Origin of the sequence: Bacillus sp. TH22, from assembly GCF_016651015.1 — a bacterium.
Taxonomy (GTDB): Bacteria; Bacillota; Bacilli; order Bacillales; family Bacillaceae_G; genus Bacillus_A; species Bacillus_A mycoides.
Genome location: NZ_JAEKER010000001.1, coordinates 4489015 through 4507989 on the forward strand (window position 1 = coordinate 4489015; position 18975 = coordinate 4507989).

Here is an 18975-nt window from a genome sequence, read left to right on the forward strand (position 1 = left end):
AATGGCAGAGAAGTGAAAGGAGGGGATTTTTATGACAGTTACAATTAAAGATGTGGCGAAGAAGGCGAACGTAGCACCATCAACTGTTTCTCGTGTAATTGCTGATAATCCAAGTATAAGTGAAAAGACAAAGCGCCGTGTTCGAAAAGTAATGAGTGAATTAGGGTATCATCCAAATTTAAATGCAAGAAACCTTGCGAACCAAACGACGAAGACACTTGGTCTTGTTATGCCGAGTTCTGCAAGTAAAGCTTTTCAAAATCCGTTTTTCCCAGAAGTTATAAGAGGAATTAGTTCATTTGCACATGTGGAAGGGTATGCGCTTTATATGTCGACTGGTGAAACGGAAGATGAAATTTTTAATGGTGTTGTAAAAATGGTACAAGGGCGTCAAATCGGTGGTATTATTCTTTTATATTCAAGAGAGAACGATCGGATTATTCAATACTTGCATGACCAAAACTTCCCGTTTGTTTTAATTGGAAAACCATATGATCGAAAAGATGAAATTACATATGTAGATAATGACAATTATACAGCTGCAAGAGAAGTAGCGGAATATTTGATTTCATTAGGCCATAAACAAATCGCATTCATCGGCGGTGGATCAGATTTACTTGTAACGAGAGATCGTTTGGCGGGGATGAGTGATGCTTTGAAACTAGCAGATATTCTATTGCCGAAAGAGTATATTTTACACTTTGATTTTTCAAGAGAGAGTGGTCAACAGGCTGTTGAGGAATTAATGGGACTAAAGCAACCACCGACGGCAATTATGGCAACGGATGATTTAATTGGACTTGGCGTGTTAAGTGCGCTTTCTAAAAAAGGATTTGTTGTACCGAAAGATGTTTCGATTGTAAGCTTTAACAATGCTTTATTATCAGAAATTGCTAGTCCACCACTTTCGACAGTTGATGTGAATATTTATCAATTAGGGTATGAAGCGGCAAAAGCTTTAGTTGATAAGGTGGAGCATTCTGAATCTACTTCAAAATGCATTATTATTCCGCATAAATTATTGAAGCGTCAAACTTGTGATCATTATGCAACAAAAAGCTAAGAGTTTAACTCTTAGCTTTTTTCTTTAGAAAGGCTTCTAAACGGTCACAGCCTTCTTTTAAAGTTTCGATACTGTAAGCATAGGAAAGGCGAAGGTAGCCTTCTCCGTATTCGGAAAATGCGGTTCCAGGAACAACGGCTAGCCCAGCTTCTTTTACAAGATCAAGTGCAAAATCAAATGATGAAGATGTTAAATGTCCAACATATGGGAATAAATAAAATGCACCTGTTGGCTTCTCAACCGTTAAACCCATTTGAATGAGTCTATTATACACGTAATCACGGCGTTTTTTGTATTGATAGCGCATCATCTTCGGTGCATCTTTAGCAGCTGTTAAAGCTTCGATTGCAGCATATTGAGCAATTGAAGTAGCGCATGTAACATTGTATTGATGAACTTTTAATATGTGTTTTGCTAAATATTCTGGAGCAAATAAAAGTCCGATACGCCAGCCGGTCATAGAATGTGATTTTGATAAGCCGTTAATGACAATCGTCTTATCACGCATTTCTGGGAAATGAGCGATAGATGTGTGTTTTTCTTCATATACAAGTTCACTATAAATTTCATCAGAAAGAACGAAAATATTTTTATCTTTTAAGACAGATACAATATCTTCTAATTCTTCTTTTGATAAGGTAACACCAGTTGGATTAGAAGGATACGGTAAAACGACGCATCTTGTTCGTTCTGTAATTGCATGTTGCAATGCTTCAGCTGTTAAACGAAATCCAGTTTCGCGAACATCTATAAAAATAGGAGTTGCACCACATAGTCGAATAATCGGCTCGTAACCAGGGTAAATAGGAGCAGGTAAAATTACTTCCGTTCCTGGTTCTAAAATAGTTCGGAATGCAACATCGATCGCTTCACTAGCACCGATTGTAACAATGGTTTCGTTTTCAGGCGAATAATGTAAATTGTAGTTGTCCTTTACAAAGTTACAAGCTGCCTTGCGTAATTCTAGTAAACCAGCGTTATGTGTATAGCTTGTATAATTTTCTGTAATGGCCCGTTTAGCTGCTTCTTTTACTAGAGAAGGTGTAGGGAAATCGGGTTGCCCAATTGTTAAAGAGATAAGATTATCATAGTTTTGAATCATATTAGAGAACTGACGGATTCCAGAAATTTGGATGTCCTTCACTCTAGGATTAATGAATTGTTCCATTGTATCTCCCTTTCTTCCGTTTGAAAATTAAGTTCATTTTATCATATTTTCAACTATTACGCTTTGTTTATAAAATTTCCCCCGCTATTTGTGAAAGATAAGAATTGTATCTTAAAATTCAGTGGAAGTAAGAAATTATGTGAGGATTCAAATGTCTATAAGAGTATAAGCTGTGTGAGTTAATTAAAGTTTCACTTAAGTATAAACACAAAAAAAGCCGCTGCAAGCGACTTTTTAATAACCGTATTCCCAATCTATTTCATCTTCGTTCCAAAGTACGGAAGATACTTTGCCAAGATGGACAACGGATTCATTTACAGCACATGTACAGTCTTCGTCCCCTGCTTTATGTTGCAATTCTTCGTATACTGATTTTTCAACGTTTTCTAGCACAACCAAATTTTCTTCTTTTAAAACAAGCGTAGTACCCGCCATATTTATCTTCCTCCTACTAAAGTAATGATCACTTATTTGTAAACATAGATAGTATGGATTATATGCTGTATTTTGCGATAGTTGTCCGTCTAGTGAAGTGTTTTTTATTTTCTTTGTAATCCGTATTCATTGTATACTGCACGAAGGAAATTTGGTACAGGGTTTACAATCATTTCGGAAATTTGTAACATTTATTATTAGTTGTTAACAAATAATTAACAAAGATGTTAAGAAAAATCAAAATTTTGAAACAAATAGACTTATAAAATGATATAATCATATCAAAATACATATAGGGGATGAGAGGCTATGGAGCTGATTCGTGATTTAATGATCCAAATTGCCATCATTATTTTACCACTATTTTTATATGAAGCGATTCGTTTAAATCGTTATCAAGGAATGCTTCCGAAGCCTAATCGCTACTTTATTATGTTTTTATCTAGCGTTACACTCGTTCTCTCCATGACATACTCTATTTGTTTTGGTACCGTTTGCGGATACAATTTTCATCCAGTCCCAATTGTTAGTGGTTTTTTATATGGTGGGATTGTTGGGCTCATCCCTGCCATTATTTATGTTGCATATGAATGGATTTTTAAGGGGCTTAGTTGGTTGCCTATGGTAGAAGTTATATTTCTTTCGATAATTCCATTATTTTTGTCAAAGAAATGGTCTCTTTTTTCAAGAGATAAGAAGCTAATATTAGCTTTTATGATTGCATCATTTTATGTTCTTGTTTCATTAGTAGTCGGGATGTTGAATGTCCTTTTAGAAACAGGTTTTACACCGTACATATCTAATCTATATAGTGGGTATATATTTGCATCACTTATTATGGTTATGACAATGGTATTTCAAGTGTATTTGACTGAGTATTTAAACGAAAATGCATTATTGCGTACAGAAATGCAAAAATCAGAAAAACTTAATATTGTAAGTGAGTTAGCTGCAAGTGTTGCACATGAAGTTCGAAACCCTCTCACTGTTGTACGAGGGTTTATTCAATTGCTAGAGAGTACGGAAGACGTAAAAAACAAAGATTATATGCGTCTCGTATTAGCTGAACTGGATCGTGCTGAACAGATTATTTCAGATTATTTAAATTTAGCAAGGCCTCAAATTGAAAAAAAAGAACATATTTGTTTATCAGCACAATTAATTGAAATGACAACTCTTATGTCATCATTTGCAGCGATGCAGGGCGTTTATTTGCAAGTTGAGATTTCTGAGAGCCTTTATACTATCGGCGATAAGACGAAATTGAAGCAAGCTATTATGAATGTTGTTAAAAATGGTATTGAAGCAATTCAAGGAAACAAAGGGTATTTAAAAGTAACAGCTATTCAAAAAGATGAATTGATAATAATAAGAGTTAAAGATAGTGGTGTTGGAATGACAAAAGAACAGTTAGTAAGGCTTGGACAACCGTATTATTCTTTAAAAGAAAAAGGAACAGGATTAGGCCTTATGGTAACATTTAGTATTTTACAAGCGCATAATGGCACATTGGAATATAAAAGTGAAAGCGGAAAAGGAACTGAAGCTATTATTATATTGCCAGCTGTACGATATAAGGAATAAAAGTTACCGATAGAAGGTAACTTTTTATTTTATCGTGCATTAGAAAAAGATACAAAATTTCATTCATTTATTTTTTCTTGTTTTGTTCGAACGAATAAACTTTTAAATGATTGAAAGAAGCTTTGCTCTTTTGAGGCGGCGACTAATCTTTTTGTTTCTTGAATTTCGCGAATAACTTGCATAAGTTGTGTATCACGGTTGCTATCTTTATTGTAAATTTGATTGACAAGTTTATTCATTTTTTCTTCTTGTTTGGATTCTCGCTTATACATATGATTCATTAATAAGTCCATTTTTTCTTTTTGGAGTGCATCTGTTTGAGCGGCGTGAACAACTAGATCTTGTAACATTTTTTCTTGTGAGCCTTCTTTTACATAAACTTGTTGCATTAGTTCATCTAATTTCTCGTCTTTTAAACGATTTTGTGTAATGAGAGTAGAGTTTTGATGAATAATTGCTTCATTTAATTGAGCAAGCATTTCAAGTTTTAGCATGAACTCCTCAAAGTTACGCCCATCTTCTTTTGGTTGCACTTCTTGTTTATCTTGAATAACAGGTACAGGTGGGGCATCTTTTTCTTTTAAAATAATAGGTATTGTTTCTGAAATGTCTTCTTGTAATGTAGCAGCTCTTTCATGTATAGATTTCAATAGTTTTAAATCATCCAATTTATAAATACGAGCATCAGCTGTTTTTGAAATGATATAACCGTGTTCCTCTAAGAGTTGGCTATATTTTCGGACTATATGTTTTGGGATACCTGTTTTATTTGTAACATCTTTCGTTTTATAAATAGCTTCCATGATAGTTCCTCCCCAAAAAGTATCGTATATATCATTTCAACCTTTTATGTGGACTTCCTTTGAAAAAGAATGTCGGAAGGTTATTAGTTTTCTACAGCATTAGTGAAAAGATGAAGAAAAATGAATGTTTTTGGCGGAATGGAGAGGAAGAGCTAAAATAATGTCTGAAAACATACATAGAAGAAGTTTGTTATAATAACTGAGGAAAAGAAATTGGTAGGAACACGGAGGTACACATGAAGCAATTTAAAGGTATTATCATTTCAATTATTGCAATTCTTTCTCTTTTGGTAGCAGTATATGAAGTACTTGTGCCAGAGGAGACAAGTACTAAAAAAACAACTACGTATGATCAAATTCTAGAGTTCCCGAAAGAACGATATCCAGAGACCGGGAAACATATAACGGATGCTATAAAAGAAGGACATTCGGAAATGTGTACAATTGATCGTAATGGTGCAGCGGATAGAAGGAAATTATCGTTAGCGCCATATCCGACGAAGAAAGGTTATGATCGTGATGAATGGCCGATGGCGATGTGTAAGGAAGGCGGAAAAGGAGCTCATATTGAATATATAAGTCCAGCAGATAACCGCGGTGCAGGTTCTTGGGTAGGGAATAAGCTAGACAAATATCCAGATGGTACGCGTGTGAAATTTGAAGTGAAATAGTAATTGGCATACATTTCATAGTGGAGGAGAGGGATAGTTATGGAATTAACAATTTCATATTCGCAATTAATGATAATGAACTATGATGGTCAGCAGCCTTATGTAGATTGGACTCCTGAAGATTTTGAAAGAGGCTATGCTGAGGTGGATGGAGCTATTATTTTTGAAGCAATCTCTGACTATACTTGTGAAGTGGAAGTTACTTGTGGAAATCATATTGAGAAAGAAGAAGTGGTTAGAACGATATCAGTTCCTTTCACAGTGAAGAATGAAGAAGTATATATAACAAGTATTCTTTCTAATAAATATCATATTCCTATTCCGAACGGGGAATATATGATAGTCTTGCAGGCAACTCCTCTTGAAGAGCCATCAGACGATGAATTGTATAAAGTACAATACGACTTCTATTTTGAGAGTGTAGAATAAAAAAACGTGTTATCCTTCAAAAGGATAACACGTTTTTTTATTATGCGTTTGTTTTTAGGAGAGAACGAGCGTCTTTTGCTGCCTGAACCATGTGCTCTAAAGCAGGTATAACTTCCTCAGTTCTTCGTGTTTTTAAACCACAGTCTGGATTAATCCAGAAATATTTAGGGTCACATACTTGTAAAGATTGTTCTACGATTGTGAACATTTCATCTTTACTTGGGACACGTGGGCTATGAATATCATATACCCCTAGACCAATTCCTTTTTCATATGTTGTATGCTTTAATGTATTAATAAATTCTCCATGACTTCTTGATGTTTCGATAGAAATAACATCTGCGTCTAACGCTCGAATTGCATCTACAATATCTTCGAAGTTACTATAACACATATGAGTATGAATTTGTGTTTCATTTTCTACAGAAGATGTTGCTAAAAGGAATGATTGAACTGCCCATGTAATGTATGCATCCCAATCTTTTTCTTTTAACGGCATACCTTCACGAAGTGCAGGTTCATCGACTTGGATTACTCTAATTCCGGAAGATTCAAGTAATTCAATTTCATGACGAAGTGCTAATGCAATTTGATATGATACTTCTTTTCTTGAAATATCATTTCGAACGAATGACCAATTTAAAATAGTGACAGGTCCAGTTAGCATACCTTTTACTACTTTCTCTGTTAAGCTTTGTGCATATACAGTTTCTTTAATAGTCATTCCACTTATAAAGGCAACATCACCATAAATAACAGGTGGTTTTACGCAACGAGAACCGTATGATTGTACCCATCCGTTTTTAGTAAAGGAGAAACCAGCAAGTCTTTCTCCAAAATATTCCACCATGTCAGTTCTTTCGAATTCACCATGTACTAGTACATCAAGACCAATATCTTCTTGGTAACGAATCCACTTTGCAGTTTCTTTTTCAATGAATTGATTATATTGTTCATTTGTAATATCGCCGTTACGCCACTGTTTACGTGTTTGACGAACTTCAGATGTTTGCGGGAAGCTACCAATAGTTGTTGTTGGTAACAACGGTAATTGTAAAGCTACTTGCTGTAGTTCATATCGTTTTTCAAATGGAAGAGGACGTGAGAAATCATCTTCTTTAAGTGATGTACGTGCCACTTTTACATCTTCACGATTACGTGCAGCTGATGAGCGGATTGCATGATGTGCATTACGATATGTTGTTAAATCGCTACTGATGCTTTCTACACCTTTAGTAAGAGCAGAATGGATAAGGACTAGTTCTTCTAATTTTTGATTAGCAAATGCAAGTGCATCAAATAATTCACTTGTTAAGTGAGTTTCTTCCGTTTTATCAATTGGAGTATGCAATAAGCTACAAGAAGGTTGAACAATTAAACCTTTTGCTGTGATTTGATTTTGTAATGTTGTAAATAAAGAAAGTACATCATCAAGATCAGCTCTCCAAATGTTACGGCCATCTATACAACCGATAGCTAAAATTTTATCAGCTGGGAATCCATATTTTGAAATAGCATTTACATTACCTTCTTTGCCATGAACAAAGTCTAATCCAATACCAGAAACAGGGAATGCAATAATTTCTTCATAGTTCTCTTCTACACTATCAAAATATGTTTGTAGAAGAAGATTCGCATTTGGAACCTCTTTATGAATAGCTTCGTAAAGTTCTTTCGCTTGATTAATTTCATCTTTTGTTAAAGATGCGAAGATTGGTTCGTCAACTTGAATAATTTGTGCTCCAGCTGCGTGTAATTCAGAGAATAATTGTACATAAGGTGCAACTAGCTCTTTTAAAATAGTGGCAAATTGCTCTTCGTTATAACCTTTTGCCAGTTTTAGGAATGTATAAGGGCCTAAAATAACTGGTTTTCCATCAACGCCTAACTCTTTTTTCGCTTCTTCATATAAACGAAGAGGACGATTGTCTTTTAAAGAGATTTGTAATCCTTCTTCATATTCAGGAACAATGTAATGATAGTTTGTGTTAAACCATTTTGTCATTTCAGAAGCAACGTGATCTTTAGAGCCCCGTGCCATTGCAAAATATACATCAAGGTAAGAGGTAAACTCTGAAAAACGTGACGGGATGAATCCTAACATGTAGGCCGTATCCAGAACGTGGTCATAATATGTAAAATCGCCAACTGGAATTAATTCAATTCCCTTTTCTTGCTGTACTTTGACGTGTTGAAGGCGAATTTCTTTCATTGTCGTTAAAAATTGTTCTTCATCAATTTTATTGGACCAAAAAGCTTCCAATGTTTTTTTCCACTCTCGTTGTAGTCCGATACGTGGATAACCTAAGTTACTTGTTTGAATTGCCATTTTAAATTCCTCCCTAATTGAAAGTAAGCATTTCCGTTTACTCGGAAATACCTATAACAAAAAGCATAAAGGCATAGAAAAATAAGCCTTCCTTTTTGTTCTTAACACCTCATCATCATCCGTGAGTCTATCAGTGTTGTTAAAATAGGCAGGTATCCTGACTTATGCTTCATATAATTTCTTTCACCTTCCCGTTTTCACAGTGGCACAAAAAAGAAATCTCAGCATTTACAGTGGCGGGACCGTGTTGGAGTTTCACCAAACTTCCCTTTTAAACACGAAGTGAAATATTCGTGTACCTATTTTCCTTTTGAAAGGAATTTAACAAGCGATATGATATTGAAACAAATTCTAACACAATTTTCGGAATTTTGTCCACTGTTTTAAAATAAGAAAATTCTAAAGTTTTTTTATTTCTTTTTATTCGGAAAATTAAGTTTTTTGATGTTTATTTATTATTAAAATGAGGGTGTTTTGAGTTGCGAGGAATAATTATAGTGTTAAGTTTTTCTAAAAGAGGAGGCACCTCTTTTAGAAAAACTTAATCATTATCTACACCTATTTCTGAAAGACGACCTGCAGTTGCATCTTGTAAGAGCGTGTTTAGCCAGCGTAATTCAACATTAATATGCTCAATGACACTTTGTAGAATATATAGTTGAGCACGAGGAACTAGTTGTTTATTATGATCGTATATCGTTTGCATTGTATGTAAATAGAGCATTGTATCATCTCTCTTTTTTTTCAAAATAGGAACTAGAGCTTGTTCGTCGCTAAAGTGAGCGAAAGAGAGCGCTGAATAAATAGGTTTATATATTTGGTTTTTCGCTTCAAATTGTTTTAATAATAAGGTGTGGAAAAGGGCTTTTCCTTCCTCTGTTATATGGAAGATTGTTTTATCTGGTCTATTCGTATCTCTAACAATATTGGTAATGCTAATCGCACCTTGTTTTTCTAATTGCTCGAAGGCGTAGTATAGCGATCCCTTGGCATATTTAATATAACAATCCATTTGTCTTTCTTTCATTATGTGCTGCACTTCATAGGGATGTTTATCTCCTTCGAGTAACAAGCCGAGAATGACTAACTTCATGCTCATGCTGTATCAACTCCTGTATATAGAAACTTTATATATATTATAAACGGTATATCCTCTTTCATAAAGGGATATACCGTTTCGTTTTTCTATATTAGCTTACTTGTTTTTGTTTTTGCTTTGTTTTTGGTCCTGTTAAAAGACGTTCATTTCCCATAAGTAAAATACAAATTATACTTAGCGTAGCTGGGATAAGTGCCCAAAAAAATGTATTAGCAATAGATGTTGCAAGAGCCTCTTTAATTCCGCTTAGTACTTCAGGAGGTAGCTTTTCAGTAGCATTTGGTGATAATAAAAAGCTTGTGTCTCCACCTTTAGGAGCCATTTTTTCTAGTTCAGGAGGGAAGACTGCTTTTAATTTATCAGTGAAAACATGATTTTGAATCGTACCGAAAATCGTGACGCCAAGGGTCATTCCAAGTGAACGGAAGAATGAGTTCGTGGATGTAGCAGAACCGCGATCTCTCATTTCTAGTTTGTGGATAGATGCCATACTTAAAACTGAGAAGGAGAATCCAACTCCAAGTCCAGCAAGCACCATAAACATTGTTACGAGTGTACGAGGTGTTTCCATAGTTAAAGTACTTAGTAAATAAATACCAAGAACGAAGAAAACTCCAGATACTGTCATGATGTTACGATAACTTGTTCGTGAAGCTAATTGTCCACCAGTTTGACTTCCGATTACAGATCCTACCATCATAGGTGTCAAAATTAATCCAGCATTTGAGGCTGAACCACCGAGAACACCTTGAACGAAGATTGGAATATAAACTGTACAGATGATAAAAGCTGCGCCATAGAAAAAGGCAACACCTTGGCTAGCTGCAAATAAAGGTTTTTTAAATAAATGGAAAGAAATAATAGGCTCGGTTGCGTTTCTTTCTACGAAGAAGAAAATAATAAGCAGAATAACAACAGTTGAAAATAAACCAATAATCACATTAGAGTCCCATGCATATTCTTTACCACCAAGTTCTAAAGCAAACATTAAGCAAACGATACTAATGACAAGCGTAATAGCACCAGCCCAGTCAATTTTTTGTTTTCGATATTCTAGAGACTCGCTATAGTATTTAGTAATGAAGAAGAAGGAAATAAGTCCTAATGGAATATTAATATAGAAGACCCAGTGCCAACTTATATAATCTGTAATGTAAGCACCTAATAAAGGTCCGAAAACACTAGATGTCCCGAAAACAGCACCAAATAGTCCAGTCATTTTTCCTCGTTTTTCAGGCGGGAATATATCATACATAATTGTAAATGCGATAGGCATAAGAGCGCCGCCACCAATTCCTTGAATGGCTCTATAAATACTTAGTTGTTCAATACTTGATGCTGTCCCGCAAAGTGCAGAACCAAATAAGAAGAGAATTAATCCGCCAATAAAAAAACGTTTCCGTCCGTACATATCAGACAACTTACCGAAAATAGGCATTCCGGCCATTGTTGCTACCATGTAGGCGGATGTGACCCAAACGAATTTGTCGAACCCTCCTAAGTCTCCGACAATCGTTGCCATCGCAGTTGCGACGATTGTGTTATCCATTGCTGCCATTAGAATACCAAGTAGTAAACCAGCAACAACAAATTTTGTTTTACTTGAATCGTTTTTTGATAGTTGTGCTTCCAAAAGTAGCCCTCCTTTAATAAAAATTAAACTAACTTAAGTTTTTTAGTGCAATGCATAAAAAAACTTTATGTACAGTTTGTATCGTTCCTCTTCATTTTATAAAAAATTGCACTGACATGATATAAAGGATGGAAATCATAAATTATATTATAGTCAAATTTGACTAAAAGGCAAATGTTTTCTACCGCCAAATTATTTTATCGGGCTTTAACTGCCCGTTAAAGCCCGATTGATTAGAGCTTCACTTTATTATATTGACCAAAAGAGAGAGTAAGAATTTATTTTGTTATGTAGTCAAGGAAGGAAATTGTAAAAAAATATTTAATAAAGTATAACCTGTGTCAACCTATTAAAAATGGTTTTTTCTTTATATTGTCGAATAGGATAAAAGGAGAAGGAAAATTTAATATGGTTTGTAACAAGCTCAATATTTTTTCAAAGTGTAGTTTATTGCGCCGAGAGGCAGAATACAGTTGTATAGATGATATATCTGGAATGAGGTGAATATATTATGAAAATATGGAAACGAATTTCGGATCAAGGAAGGTATCCTATACCGTTACAGCCGGTTTTGTGGATTGATGGTTCTAAAAAGGACACGGAAGCATCCAATGTAGCAGTCACATTGCAAATCCGAAGTATGTATAAAGAAAAATTTTCGTATGAGATGATCTATGATGTTAATGACATACTAATTATTCGACTTGAAGTTGAAAATAAAGGCGTTGAAATGATTTCGCGAGTAGTTGTAAGTCATATGATTCGTGATTATTTCGCGTATATCCCAAACTCTTTAAAAGCAGATAAGGGAATAAGTGAGTTTTTATTTCAGCTTGTAAGGTGGCGAATCGATAATTTATCACCGAGTGAAAAGGTAGAATTAATTTGTCAAATAAAAGCAAATAAAGATAAAGCTCCTCCCAATTCATTATTTCAGGCTACATATACATTTCAATATAAAGGTGTATCATATGGACCGCTACAAACAAATGAAGTGGTTGTCAGAAAATGATAAGAAGGAACCTGTGCGAAAGGTTCCTTCTTTAATGAAGATTGTGCTTCTTGAGTAATTTTTTTTGTTCCACTCCCTTTTTTCCAATATAGTTATTTTTGTATCCAAAATATAGAATGAATAGAAATGAAATAACATTTACTATAGCGTCAATTTGATCGTTTGTAATGAAGTTTATTCCGAAAGAGTTAAATAGTAATTTTAATGATAACAAAAAGCCGACTAGTAAGCGCATAATATCTAATAGATTTTCTTTTTGAGGCATATAGGTCACTCCTTCCTGAAAACGATATATAGTATATATATGAAATAAAATAGAAAAGGTATACAAGCTTAAGTAGAAATGTACATTAAATATGTACATTTTTTATTTTATAGAAAAACATTATTGTTATAGAAACATATATTGGTATAAAAGGGGGAGAGTATGAAACATAAAGGGAAAATTAGTGGATTATTAATTGGGAACACAGTTGCGGTTACAGAATGGATTGCACTTCAGGATGTAATTGCTAAGCTAGATTCGCGATCATTTTTAACCGTCTTTATTATTTATATATTGCAAATGATACTAAGCTATTATTTTGGACATTGGTACGATAAAAGAACGAATACGCGTGTAAATATTGAAGTAGGAGGAATGACGAATAACGATTTTGTCGTTGATTTTTTTGGAAAAGTAGCTGCTTTATCAGAAAGAGATTCTCGTAATATTACAGTGTATATTCTTTCCGTAAAAGAATGGGATGTATTAAAAGACACAGTGCAAGAAAAAAAGTTAGATGAGCTAGTCCAAAGAGTAGAACGTACAATTGTAAAGACAGTTCGAAAAGGTGATGTAGTTACGAGGTGGGATGAAAATAAATATGTTATCGTAGCTGTTGATAATGGCTATGAAAAGTCAACAATAACAAGTCGATTAATCAAAAATATTCAAAATGAAATAGCGAATGATTTATTAAGTGCTACACTATTATTTGGGGCTGCAAGTTATCCTATAGAAGGGAAAACTTTTGAAGATTTGTTTAGAAAGGCACAAAATCAATTGTATAATTATAGAAACTTGCAAAGTCATGAATAAAACTTTGATTTGAAGAAGTATGATATAAAGATTTTTTTGTAACATTTTTTTGTCTTTTGTTACAAAAAAAACTTTTTTGTAACAAAAGTCTTTAAAAATATATGAAATCAGCATATAATTGTGTGTGGATGTGTCAATGCATTTTGCACAATGTTTTCAGTTTAAAAGTGTAGAGGAAAACATGCTCTACACTTTTCCTTTTTAAGAAATTAAAAGAATCTTTGTAAGAGTTGCGAGGTCCCCTTTGCAATATGTAAAATGGACAAAGAGGTTATTTGATAGAAAGTGAGAAAGGGAATGATAGACGTGAGAGGTCAACAATCATCTTTTATCAGGTGAAATATTATAGTGTTTCTTGCAGTAGGTAAGATTAAGGTAAATACCTTTATGTTTTAAGACATTACATAATTTCAAGTGCGAAAATTGTACAAGCAGTATAAATAATTATTGATGATCTTCGTAAAAAAGATGCGAGCGTGAAATAGATAAAGAAGTTACATGTTTTTCATGGGATTTTTGGCACGATGGTCGCTTATTAATAGGAGGAAAAGATGTTGAAATATAATAAATTAGCAATTATAACTGCATTATCAATGACTTTACTAGCTGGTTGTTTCGGCCCAAAACCAGAAGAGGAGCTATATGTTGCATTTGAAAATGCTGCCAAGCAAGAAAAAACAATGTTTGAAGATGCGAAAAAACTAGAGTCATTAGAGAAAGAGGGGCAAGTATTATATAATCAAATTGTCCAAGAAGGAAAAGATAATAATCAGGCTGTTAAGGATAAGCTTGATCAAGCGGTGAAAAATACAGCTGAGCGAGAAAAAGTTCTTATTAAAGAAAAAGAGGCGTTAAATAAAGCGCAAGAAGAAGTGAAGTCAGCTGATAAGCATGTGAAGAAAATTGAAGATAATAAATTAAAAGACCAGGCGGATAAAGTAAAGAGTACTTATGAGAAACGATATGATTCATTCCAAAAGATGTACGATAGCTATAATAAATCTTTAAAGCAAGAAAAAGAATTATATACAATGCTACAAGATAAAGGTACAAAATTAAAAGATATTAGCGAGAAAGTAAAGGTAGTAAACCAAGCATATAAAGATATTGAGACAGAAAAAGATAAGTTTAATGAATATACGAAATCATATAATACAGAAAAAGTTGCATTCTATAAACAAGCTAATATTAAAATTAAGGAAGATAAAAAATAAAACAGTTTGGCCTAATATTAGGCCAAACTGTTTTATTTTTTTGTATAGGTACGGCTATACCATGGAACTGGTTCGCTTAATTTTTTTTCCTGTTTTAATGCTTCAGGACCAATATAATCTTGAAGTGTTTTTTTTGCTATTGTTAAAGATAAGGTTGTTTTCGGATTTCGATAGGAGGATTCAAGGTGACCAAGATGCGGTAGGGTGCGAAAATCATCTTTCGTAGGAGGGATATGGAAAAAATAATCACCTAAACGTATAAGAACATCGGATTGTTGTTGACTAAAACGTGGATTTCTAGAAAAATGTAATCCTTCTTTGATAGCCTTTTTTTCAGTAATTAAGCGTTCTAAAGCAGTCTTTTTTAACCAATATAAGTACTTAGGGTTAGTTGCAGCTTTAGCATGACGATTCACAACGAAAATAGATTGAGCTAGTCTATTAATAGAATGTTGATTATGCAATGGAGATTGTGGTTGTGAAGGTTTCATATTGACTCTCCTTTCAATTTTTCCTTATTATAGCATAAATAAAATGGGTTTTTATTATATGCAAAAAGTAATTGTATATATTTTCAATATTAAAGCAATATTGTTATAAAAAACAACTATTTTGTATAATAGTGATAGAATATGTTTCAGAAATTTGATAATGAAAGAGTGAGAAGTTTGAAAGAAATATTAAAATTACAATATGCCATTATAGATATTGGATCTAATACAATGCGTTTAGTTATTTATGAAAAGCAAAATGGAGGTTTTTATAAAGAAATTGAAAATACGAAAGTGGTTGCTCGGTTAAGAAATTATTTAATCGATGGTGTTTTGAATGAAGAAGGTAAAGAAGTATTGTTACAAACATTATTTCAATTTCAAGAAAGTACAAAATTCCATCAGTTGCATCATGTACTTTGTGTTGCAACGGCAACAATTAGACAGGCTGAGAATCAAGAGGAGATTAAAAAACTTGTTGAAGGACAAACAGACTTTACTCTTAGAGTATTATCAGAATATGAGGAAGCACGTTACGGCTATTTAGCAGTTATGAATTCTACTTCGTTTTCGGAAGGAATAACAGTAGATATTGGTGGCGGAAGTACGGAAGTTACATATATTAAAAATAGAGAGATTTTAGAGTACCATAGTTTTCCTTTTGGTGCGCTTTCTTTAAAACATCTATTTATTAAAGGTGATATTCCTACTAAAGATGAATTAGAGGAAATCCGAGAGTATTTAGAGTGTCAATTTCGAACGTTACCATGGTTAATTGATAAGAAATTGCCTCTTATTGCAATTGGTGGTAGTGCGAGAAACTTAGCGAAAATCAACCAAAATTTAACAAATTATCCTATAGCGGGAGTACATTTATACAAAATGAAAGAAGAAGATATTGAAAATGTAAAAGGTGCATTGGAAAAACAATCGTTTATCGAACTTCAGAAAATGGAAGGATTGGCAAAAGATCGAGCTGATACAATTATTCCAGCGGTTGAAGTATTTCATAAACTTGTAAATATTATAGAAGCAACGGCATTTGTATTAAGCAAAAAAGGATTAAGAGAAGGTGTTTTCTATGAAGAGTTGACGAAAGATTTAGGGATTTCATATTATCCGAATGTAGTTGAAGAAAGCTTACATTTGTTATCACACGAATATGAAATGGATATGGAATTTGTCATTCAACTTATTAAACATGGAAGATTGATTTGTAAACAACTCGAAGAAATGGGACTGATTTCTGTTTCAATAAAAGACTGGGAAGCATTCCATCAAGCAGCGAAAGTATTTAATATTGGAAAATATATAGACGAAGAAGCGAGTCGTTTACACACGTTTTATTTATTGGCAAATAAAACAATTGACGGCATGATGCATAAAGATCGAGTGAGGTTAGCGCTTATTGCATCTTATAAATCAAAAATGTTATTTAAACAACATTTGGCACTGTTTGAAGGATGGTTTGATAAAAGTGAACAAAAGAAAATTCGATTATTAGGGGCTGTATTACAATTTTCGGCTGCTTTAAATATACGACAAAGATCGCTTGTTGAAACAATATATATAACGGAAAGTAAAGAAGGTTTAACATTCAGGATTTTATGTGAAGAATCGGCATTGGCGGAAAAAGTTCAAGCGGAAAAACAAAAAAAACAGCTTGAAAGAGTATTAAAAACGAATATTAACTTAGTATTCGAATTGAAATGTTAGGTTGTACGGATGTCTTTACAAAAAAAAAACACTTTGGAATATTGTAATTTGATAAAATAAAAGTAATTAAATTATATTAAAAAAGTTTCAAAGGGAAGTGTGAAGCGAATGGAATTACTAAAGGGGAATTTAGTAAATTTAAATGATACAGCGTATTATAATAATCGTGAATTAAGTCGGCTAGCATTTAATGAACGTGTACTACAAGAAGCGCAAGATGAAAATAATCCACTATTAGAAAGACTAAAGTTTATTAGTATTTTTAGTTCGAATTTAGATGAATTTTTTATGGTGCGCGTAGCAGGTTTGAAAGATCAAGTAAGTGCGGGATTTAATCAGCCAGAAAATAAAGCAGGTTTAACACCAAAGAAACAGTTAAATAAGATTGCGATAAAATCGCATGAGTTGATGACTGTGCAGTATGAAACGTTTAAAAATTATTTATTGCCAGCGCTTGAACTAGAGGGGATTGAGCGTTTAACATTCCATGATTTGACGAAAGAGCAAAGGGAATTTATCGAGGAGTATTTTGATGAACAAATATTTCCGGTTTTAACCCCTGTATCTATTGATGCGTATCGTCCATTTCCAATGTTATTAAATAAAAGTTTGAATTTAGCTACTATTTTATATGATGAGCAACAGGCTGAGGAAGAAAATCGTACGAAGTTAGGAATTGTACAAGTGCCTTCATTACTGGAGCGTTTCATATTTTTACCGAGTGAAGGGCAAAAACATAAATTTATTTTATTAGAAGATGTAATTAGTGGTTTTACTCATAAACTATTCACAGGATATAACGTATCACCTGTTACTCGTTTCCGTATTACACGTAATGCGGATTTAACGATCCATGAAGAAGGTGCACGCGATTTATTAAAAGTAATTGAAAAAGAATTGAAAAAGCGTAAGTGGGGAGCTGCCGTTCGTTTAGAAGTTGGTAAAGAACACATTGATGAAAGAGTGTTAGCGTTATTGTATGATGTGTTAGAAGTAAAAGATGAAGATGTGTACATGATGGATGGACCGTTAGATTTAACATGTTTATTCTCCTTATATAAAAAATTAGCGCCTTTATATGAACATCTAGTATACCCGGCTCTTATTCCTCAACCTCCTCAAGATTTAGGTGATGAGGAAGATGTATTTGAAAAAGCGATAGAACATGATATTTTATTACACCATCCCTTTGAGTCGTTTCAGCCAGTCGTTGATTTTGTCCGTGATGCGGCAGATGACTCGAATGTACTTGCGATCAAACAAACATTATATCGTGTAAGTGGAGATTCTCCAATAATTCAGGCGCTGAAGGTAGCAGCTGAAAAAGGAAAACAAGTGACGGTATTGGTTGAGTTAAAGGCAAGGTTTGATGAAGAGAATAATGTTCATTGGGCTAAAGAATTGGAACAGGCCGGATGTCACGTTATTTACGGAGTAAGTCACTTGAAAACGCATAGTAAAATTACGTTAGTTGTAAGAAGAAGAAACGGAAAAATTGAAAGGTTTGTACATCTTGGAACCGGAAATTATAATGATGCAACAGCGAAGTTGTATACCGATTTTGGATATATTACATCGCGAAAAGACTTTGGTGTAGATGCAACAAATTTCTTTAATTATTTGAGTGGTTATACAAAAAAACCGCATTTTCATCATTTATCTGTTGCCCCGTTTGATATAAGAGAGCAGTTTATGGAGTTAATAGATGAGGAAATCCGTTATCATAGACAATATGGAAATGGATATATTATCGCTAAAATGAATTCGTTAACAGATAAACCGTTAATAAAAAAAATGTATGAAGCATCACAAGCTGGGGTAAGGGTAGAGCTCATCGTTAGAGGGACATGTTGTTTAAGACCTGGGATTCCAAATGTAAGTGAAAATATTCGTGTAGTTAGTGTTGTTGGAAGATATTTAGAACATAGTCGTATTTATTATTTCCATCATAATGGAGATGAAAAAATATATTTATCTTCAGCTGATTTGATGACGCGGAATATGGAAAAACGAGTAGAAATATCCTTCCCAATTTTAGATATTGAAATGAAAGCGAGAATAAAGGCAATTTTACAGCTGGTTTTAGCTGATAATGTGAAAACACGTGAGCAAAATAAAGATGGTGACTATTATTATATAATTAATAGTAGTATAGAAGAAATTGATAGCCAAGTGAATTTATTTAAGATGGCGTATCAAAATACAGACGCTGAATAGTGTGAAAAAAGTAAAAACCTCTTATTGAAT

General features: G+C 33.6%; 17 protein-coding genes and 1 riboswitch. Of the genes, 9 read left to right on the top strand and 8 right to left on the bottom strand.

The window, feature by feature from the left end; all coding sequences use genetic code 11:
* The first annotated feature begins 31 nt into the window (after window positions 1-31).
* Window positions 32-1063, top strand: coding sequence for a maltose operon transcriptional repressor MalR (gene malR / locus JFU18_RS23030; protein ID WP_002014809.1), 1032 nt, complete (start codon window positions 32-34; stop codon window positions 1061-1063).
* Between the two features lie 4 nt (window positions 1064-1067).
* Here malR and JFU18_RS23035 read toward each other — a convergent pair whose 3' ends face one another.
* On the bottom strand, window positions 1068-2231 hold the full coding sequence (locus JFU18_RS23035; protein ID WP_002033816.1) for an aminotransferase A: 1164 nt from the start codon (window positions 2229-2231) through the stop codon (window positions 1068-1070).
* Between the two features lie 234 nt (window positions 2232-2465).
* Window positions 2466-2666: a hypothetical protein gene (locus JFU18_RS23040; protein WP_000929276.1), complete on the bottom strand. Its 201-nt coding sequence runs from the start codon at window positions 2664-2666 to the stop codon at window positions 2466-2468.
* A 309-nt stretch (window positions 2667-2975) separates the two neighbouring features.
* Here JFU18_RS23040 and JFU18_RS23045 point away from each other — a divergent pair, with 309 nt between their 5' ends.
* Entirely contained in the window at window positions 2976-4250 is a 1275-nt protein-coding gene (locus JFU18_RS23045) for a sensor histidine kinase (RefSeq protein ID WP_002014814.1), read from the top strand.
* 59 nt (window positions 4251-4309) lie between these two features.
* On the opposite strand, the gene JFU18_RS23050 is transcribed toward JFU18_RS23045, so the two are convergent.
* On the bottom strand, window positions 4310-5053 hold the full coding sequence (locus tag JFU18_RS23050; protein WP_002033817.1) for a DUF3967 domain-containing protein: 744 nt from the start codon (window positions 5051-5053) through the stop codon (window positions 4310-4312).
* A 236-nt stretch (window positions 5054-5289) separates the two neighbouring features.
* On the opposite strand from JFU18_RS23050, the gene nucA reads away from it, so the two are divergent.
* Both nucA and comJ read left to right on the top strand, forming a co-directional pair.
* The gene (gene nucA / locus JFU18_RS23055; RefSeq protein ID WP_002014817.1) at window positions 5290-5724 is read left to right on the top strand and encodes a DNA-entry nuclease; all 435 of its coding nucleotides are present in this window, start codon (window positions 5290-5292) and stop codon (window positions 5722-5724) included.
* A gap of 39 nt (window positions 5725-5763) precedes the next feature.
* On the top strand, window positions 5764-6153 hold the full coding sequence (gene comJ, locus JFU18_RS23060) for a competence protein ComJ (RefSeq protein ID WP_002088359.1): 390 nt from the start codon (window positions 5764-5766) through the stop codon (window positions 6151-6153).
* Between the two features lie 40 nt (window positions 6154-6193).
* Here the strand turns inward: comJ and metE are convergent, their stop codons facing one another.
* The 3 genes from metE to JFU18_RS23075 all read right to left on the bottom strand — a co-directional run bounded on the left by metE (window position 6194) and on the right by JFU18_RS23075 (window position 11214).
* A complete protein-coding gene (metE, locus tag JFU18_RS23065) occupies window positions 6194-8482 on the bottom strand; it encodes a 5-methyltetrahydropteroyltriglutamate--homocysteine S-methyltransferase (protein WP_002014819.1) in 2289 nt (762 codons plus the stop codon).
* A gap of 130 nt (window positions 8483-8612) precedes the next feature.
* A riboswitch (cobalamin riboswitch) is annotated at window positions 8613-8800 on the bottom strand.
* A gap of 223 nt (window positions 8801-9023) precedes the next feature.
* Entirely contained in the window at window positions 9024-9581 is a 558-nt protein-coding gene (locus JFU18_RS23070) for a PadR family transcriptional regulator (protein WP_002128898.1), read from the bottom strand.
* Window positions 9582-9672: 91 nt separating this feature from the next.
* Window positions 9673-11214 carry an MDR family MFS transporter gene (locus JFU18_RS23075; RefSeq protein ID WP_002014821.1) on the bottom strand — a complete coding sequence of 514 codons (1542 nt, stop codon included), beginning with the start codon at window positions 11212-11214 and terminating at the stop codon, window positions 9673-9675.
* A 511-nt stretch (window positions 11215-11725) separates the two neighbouring features.
* Between JFU18_RS23075 and JFU18_RS23080 the strand changes: the two genes are divergently transcribed.
* Complete coding sequence (locus JFU18_RS23080) at window positions 11726-12226, top strand: hypothetical protein (RefSeq protein ID WP_201031711.1); 501 nt, start codon at window positions 11726-11728, stop codon at window positions 12224-12226.
* Between the two features lie 31 nt (window positions 12227-12257).
* On the opposite strand, the gene JFU18_RS23085 is transcribed toward JFU18_RS23080, so the two are convergent.
* Complete coding sequence (locus JFU18_RS23085; RefSeq protein ID WP_201050344.1) at window positions 12258-12491, bottom strand: phage holin; 234 nt, start codon at window positions 12489-12491, stop codon at window positions 12258-12260.
* 162 nt (window positions 12492-12653) lie between these two features.
* On the opposite strand from JFU18_RS23085, the gene JFU18_RS23090 reads away from it, so the two are divergent.
* Both JFU18_RS23090 and JFU18_RS23095 read left to right on the top strand, forming a co-directional pair.
* Window positions 12654-13307: a diguanylate cyclase domain-containing protein gene (locus JFU18_RS23090; protein ID WP_201031710.1), complete on the top strand. Its 654-nt coding sequence runs from the start codon at window positions 12654-12656 to the stop codon at window positions 13305-13307.
* A 551-nt stretch (window positions 13308-13858) separates the two neighbouring features.
* A complete protein-coding gene (locus JFU18_RS23095) occupies window positions 13859-14521 on the top strand; it encodes a YkyA family protein (protein WP_201031709.1) in 663 nt (220 codons plus the stop codon).
* 32 nt (window positions 14522-14553) lie between these two features.
* On the opposite strand, the gene JFU18_RS23100 is transcribed toward JFU18_RS23095, so the two are convergent.
* Window positions 14554-15012, bottom strand: a complete 459-nt coding sequence (locus JFU18_RS23100; RefSeq protein ID WP_002014827.1) for a YkyB family protein — start codon at window positions 15010-15012, stop codon at window positions 14554-14556.
* A 141-nt stretch (window positions 15013-15153) separates the two neighbouring features.
* On the opposite strand from JFU18_RS23100, the gene JFU18_RS23105 reads away from it, so the two are divergent.
* On the top strand, window positions 15154-16728 hold the full coding sequence (locus JFU18_RS23105; protein WP_201034272.1) for a Ppx/GppA family phosphatase: 1575 nt from the start codon (window positions 15154-15156) through the stop codon (window positions 16726-16728).
* 108 nt (window positions 16729-16836) lie between these two features.
* A complete protein-coding gene (locus tag JFU18_RS23110) occupies window positions 16837-18945 on the top strand; it encodes a polyphosphate kinase (RefSeq protein ID WP_201050346.1) in 2109 nt (702 codons plus the stop codon).
* The last annotated feature ends 30 nt before the right edge of the window (window positions 18946-18975 follow it).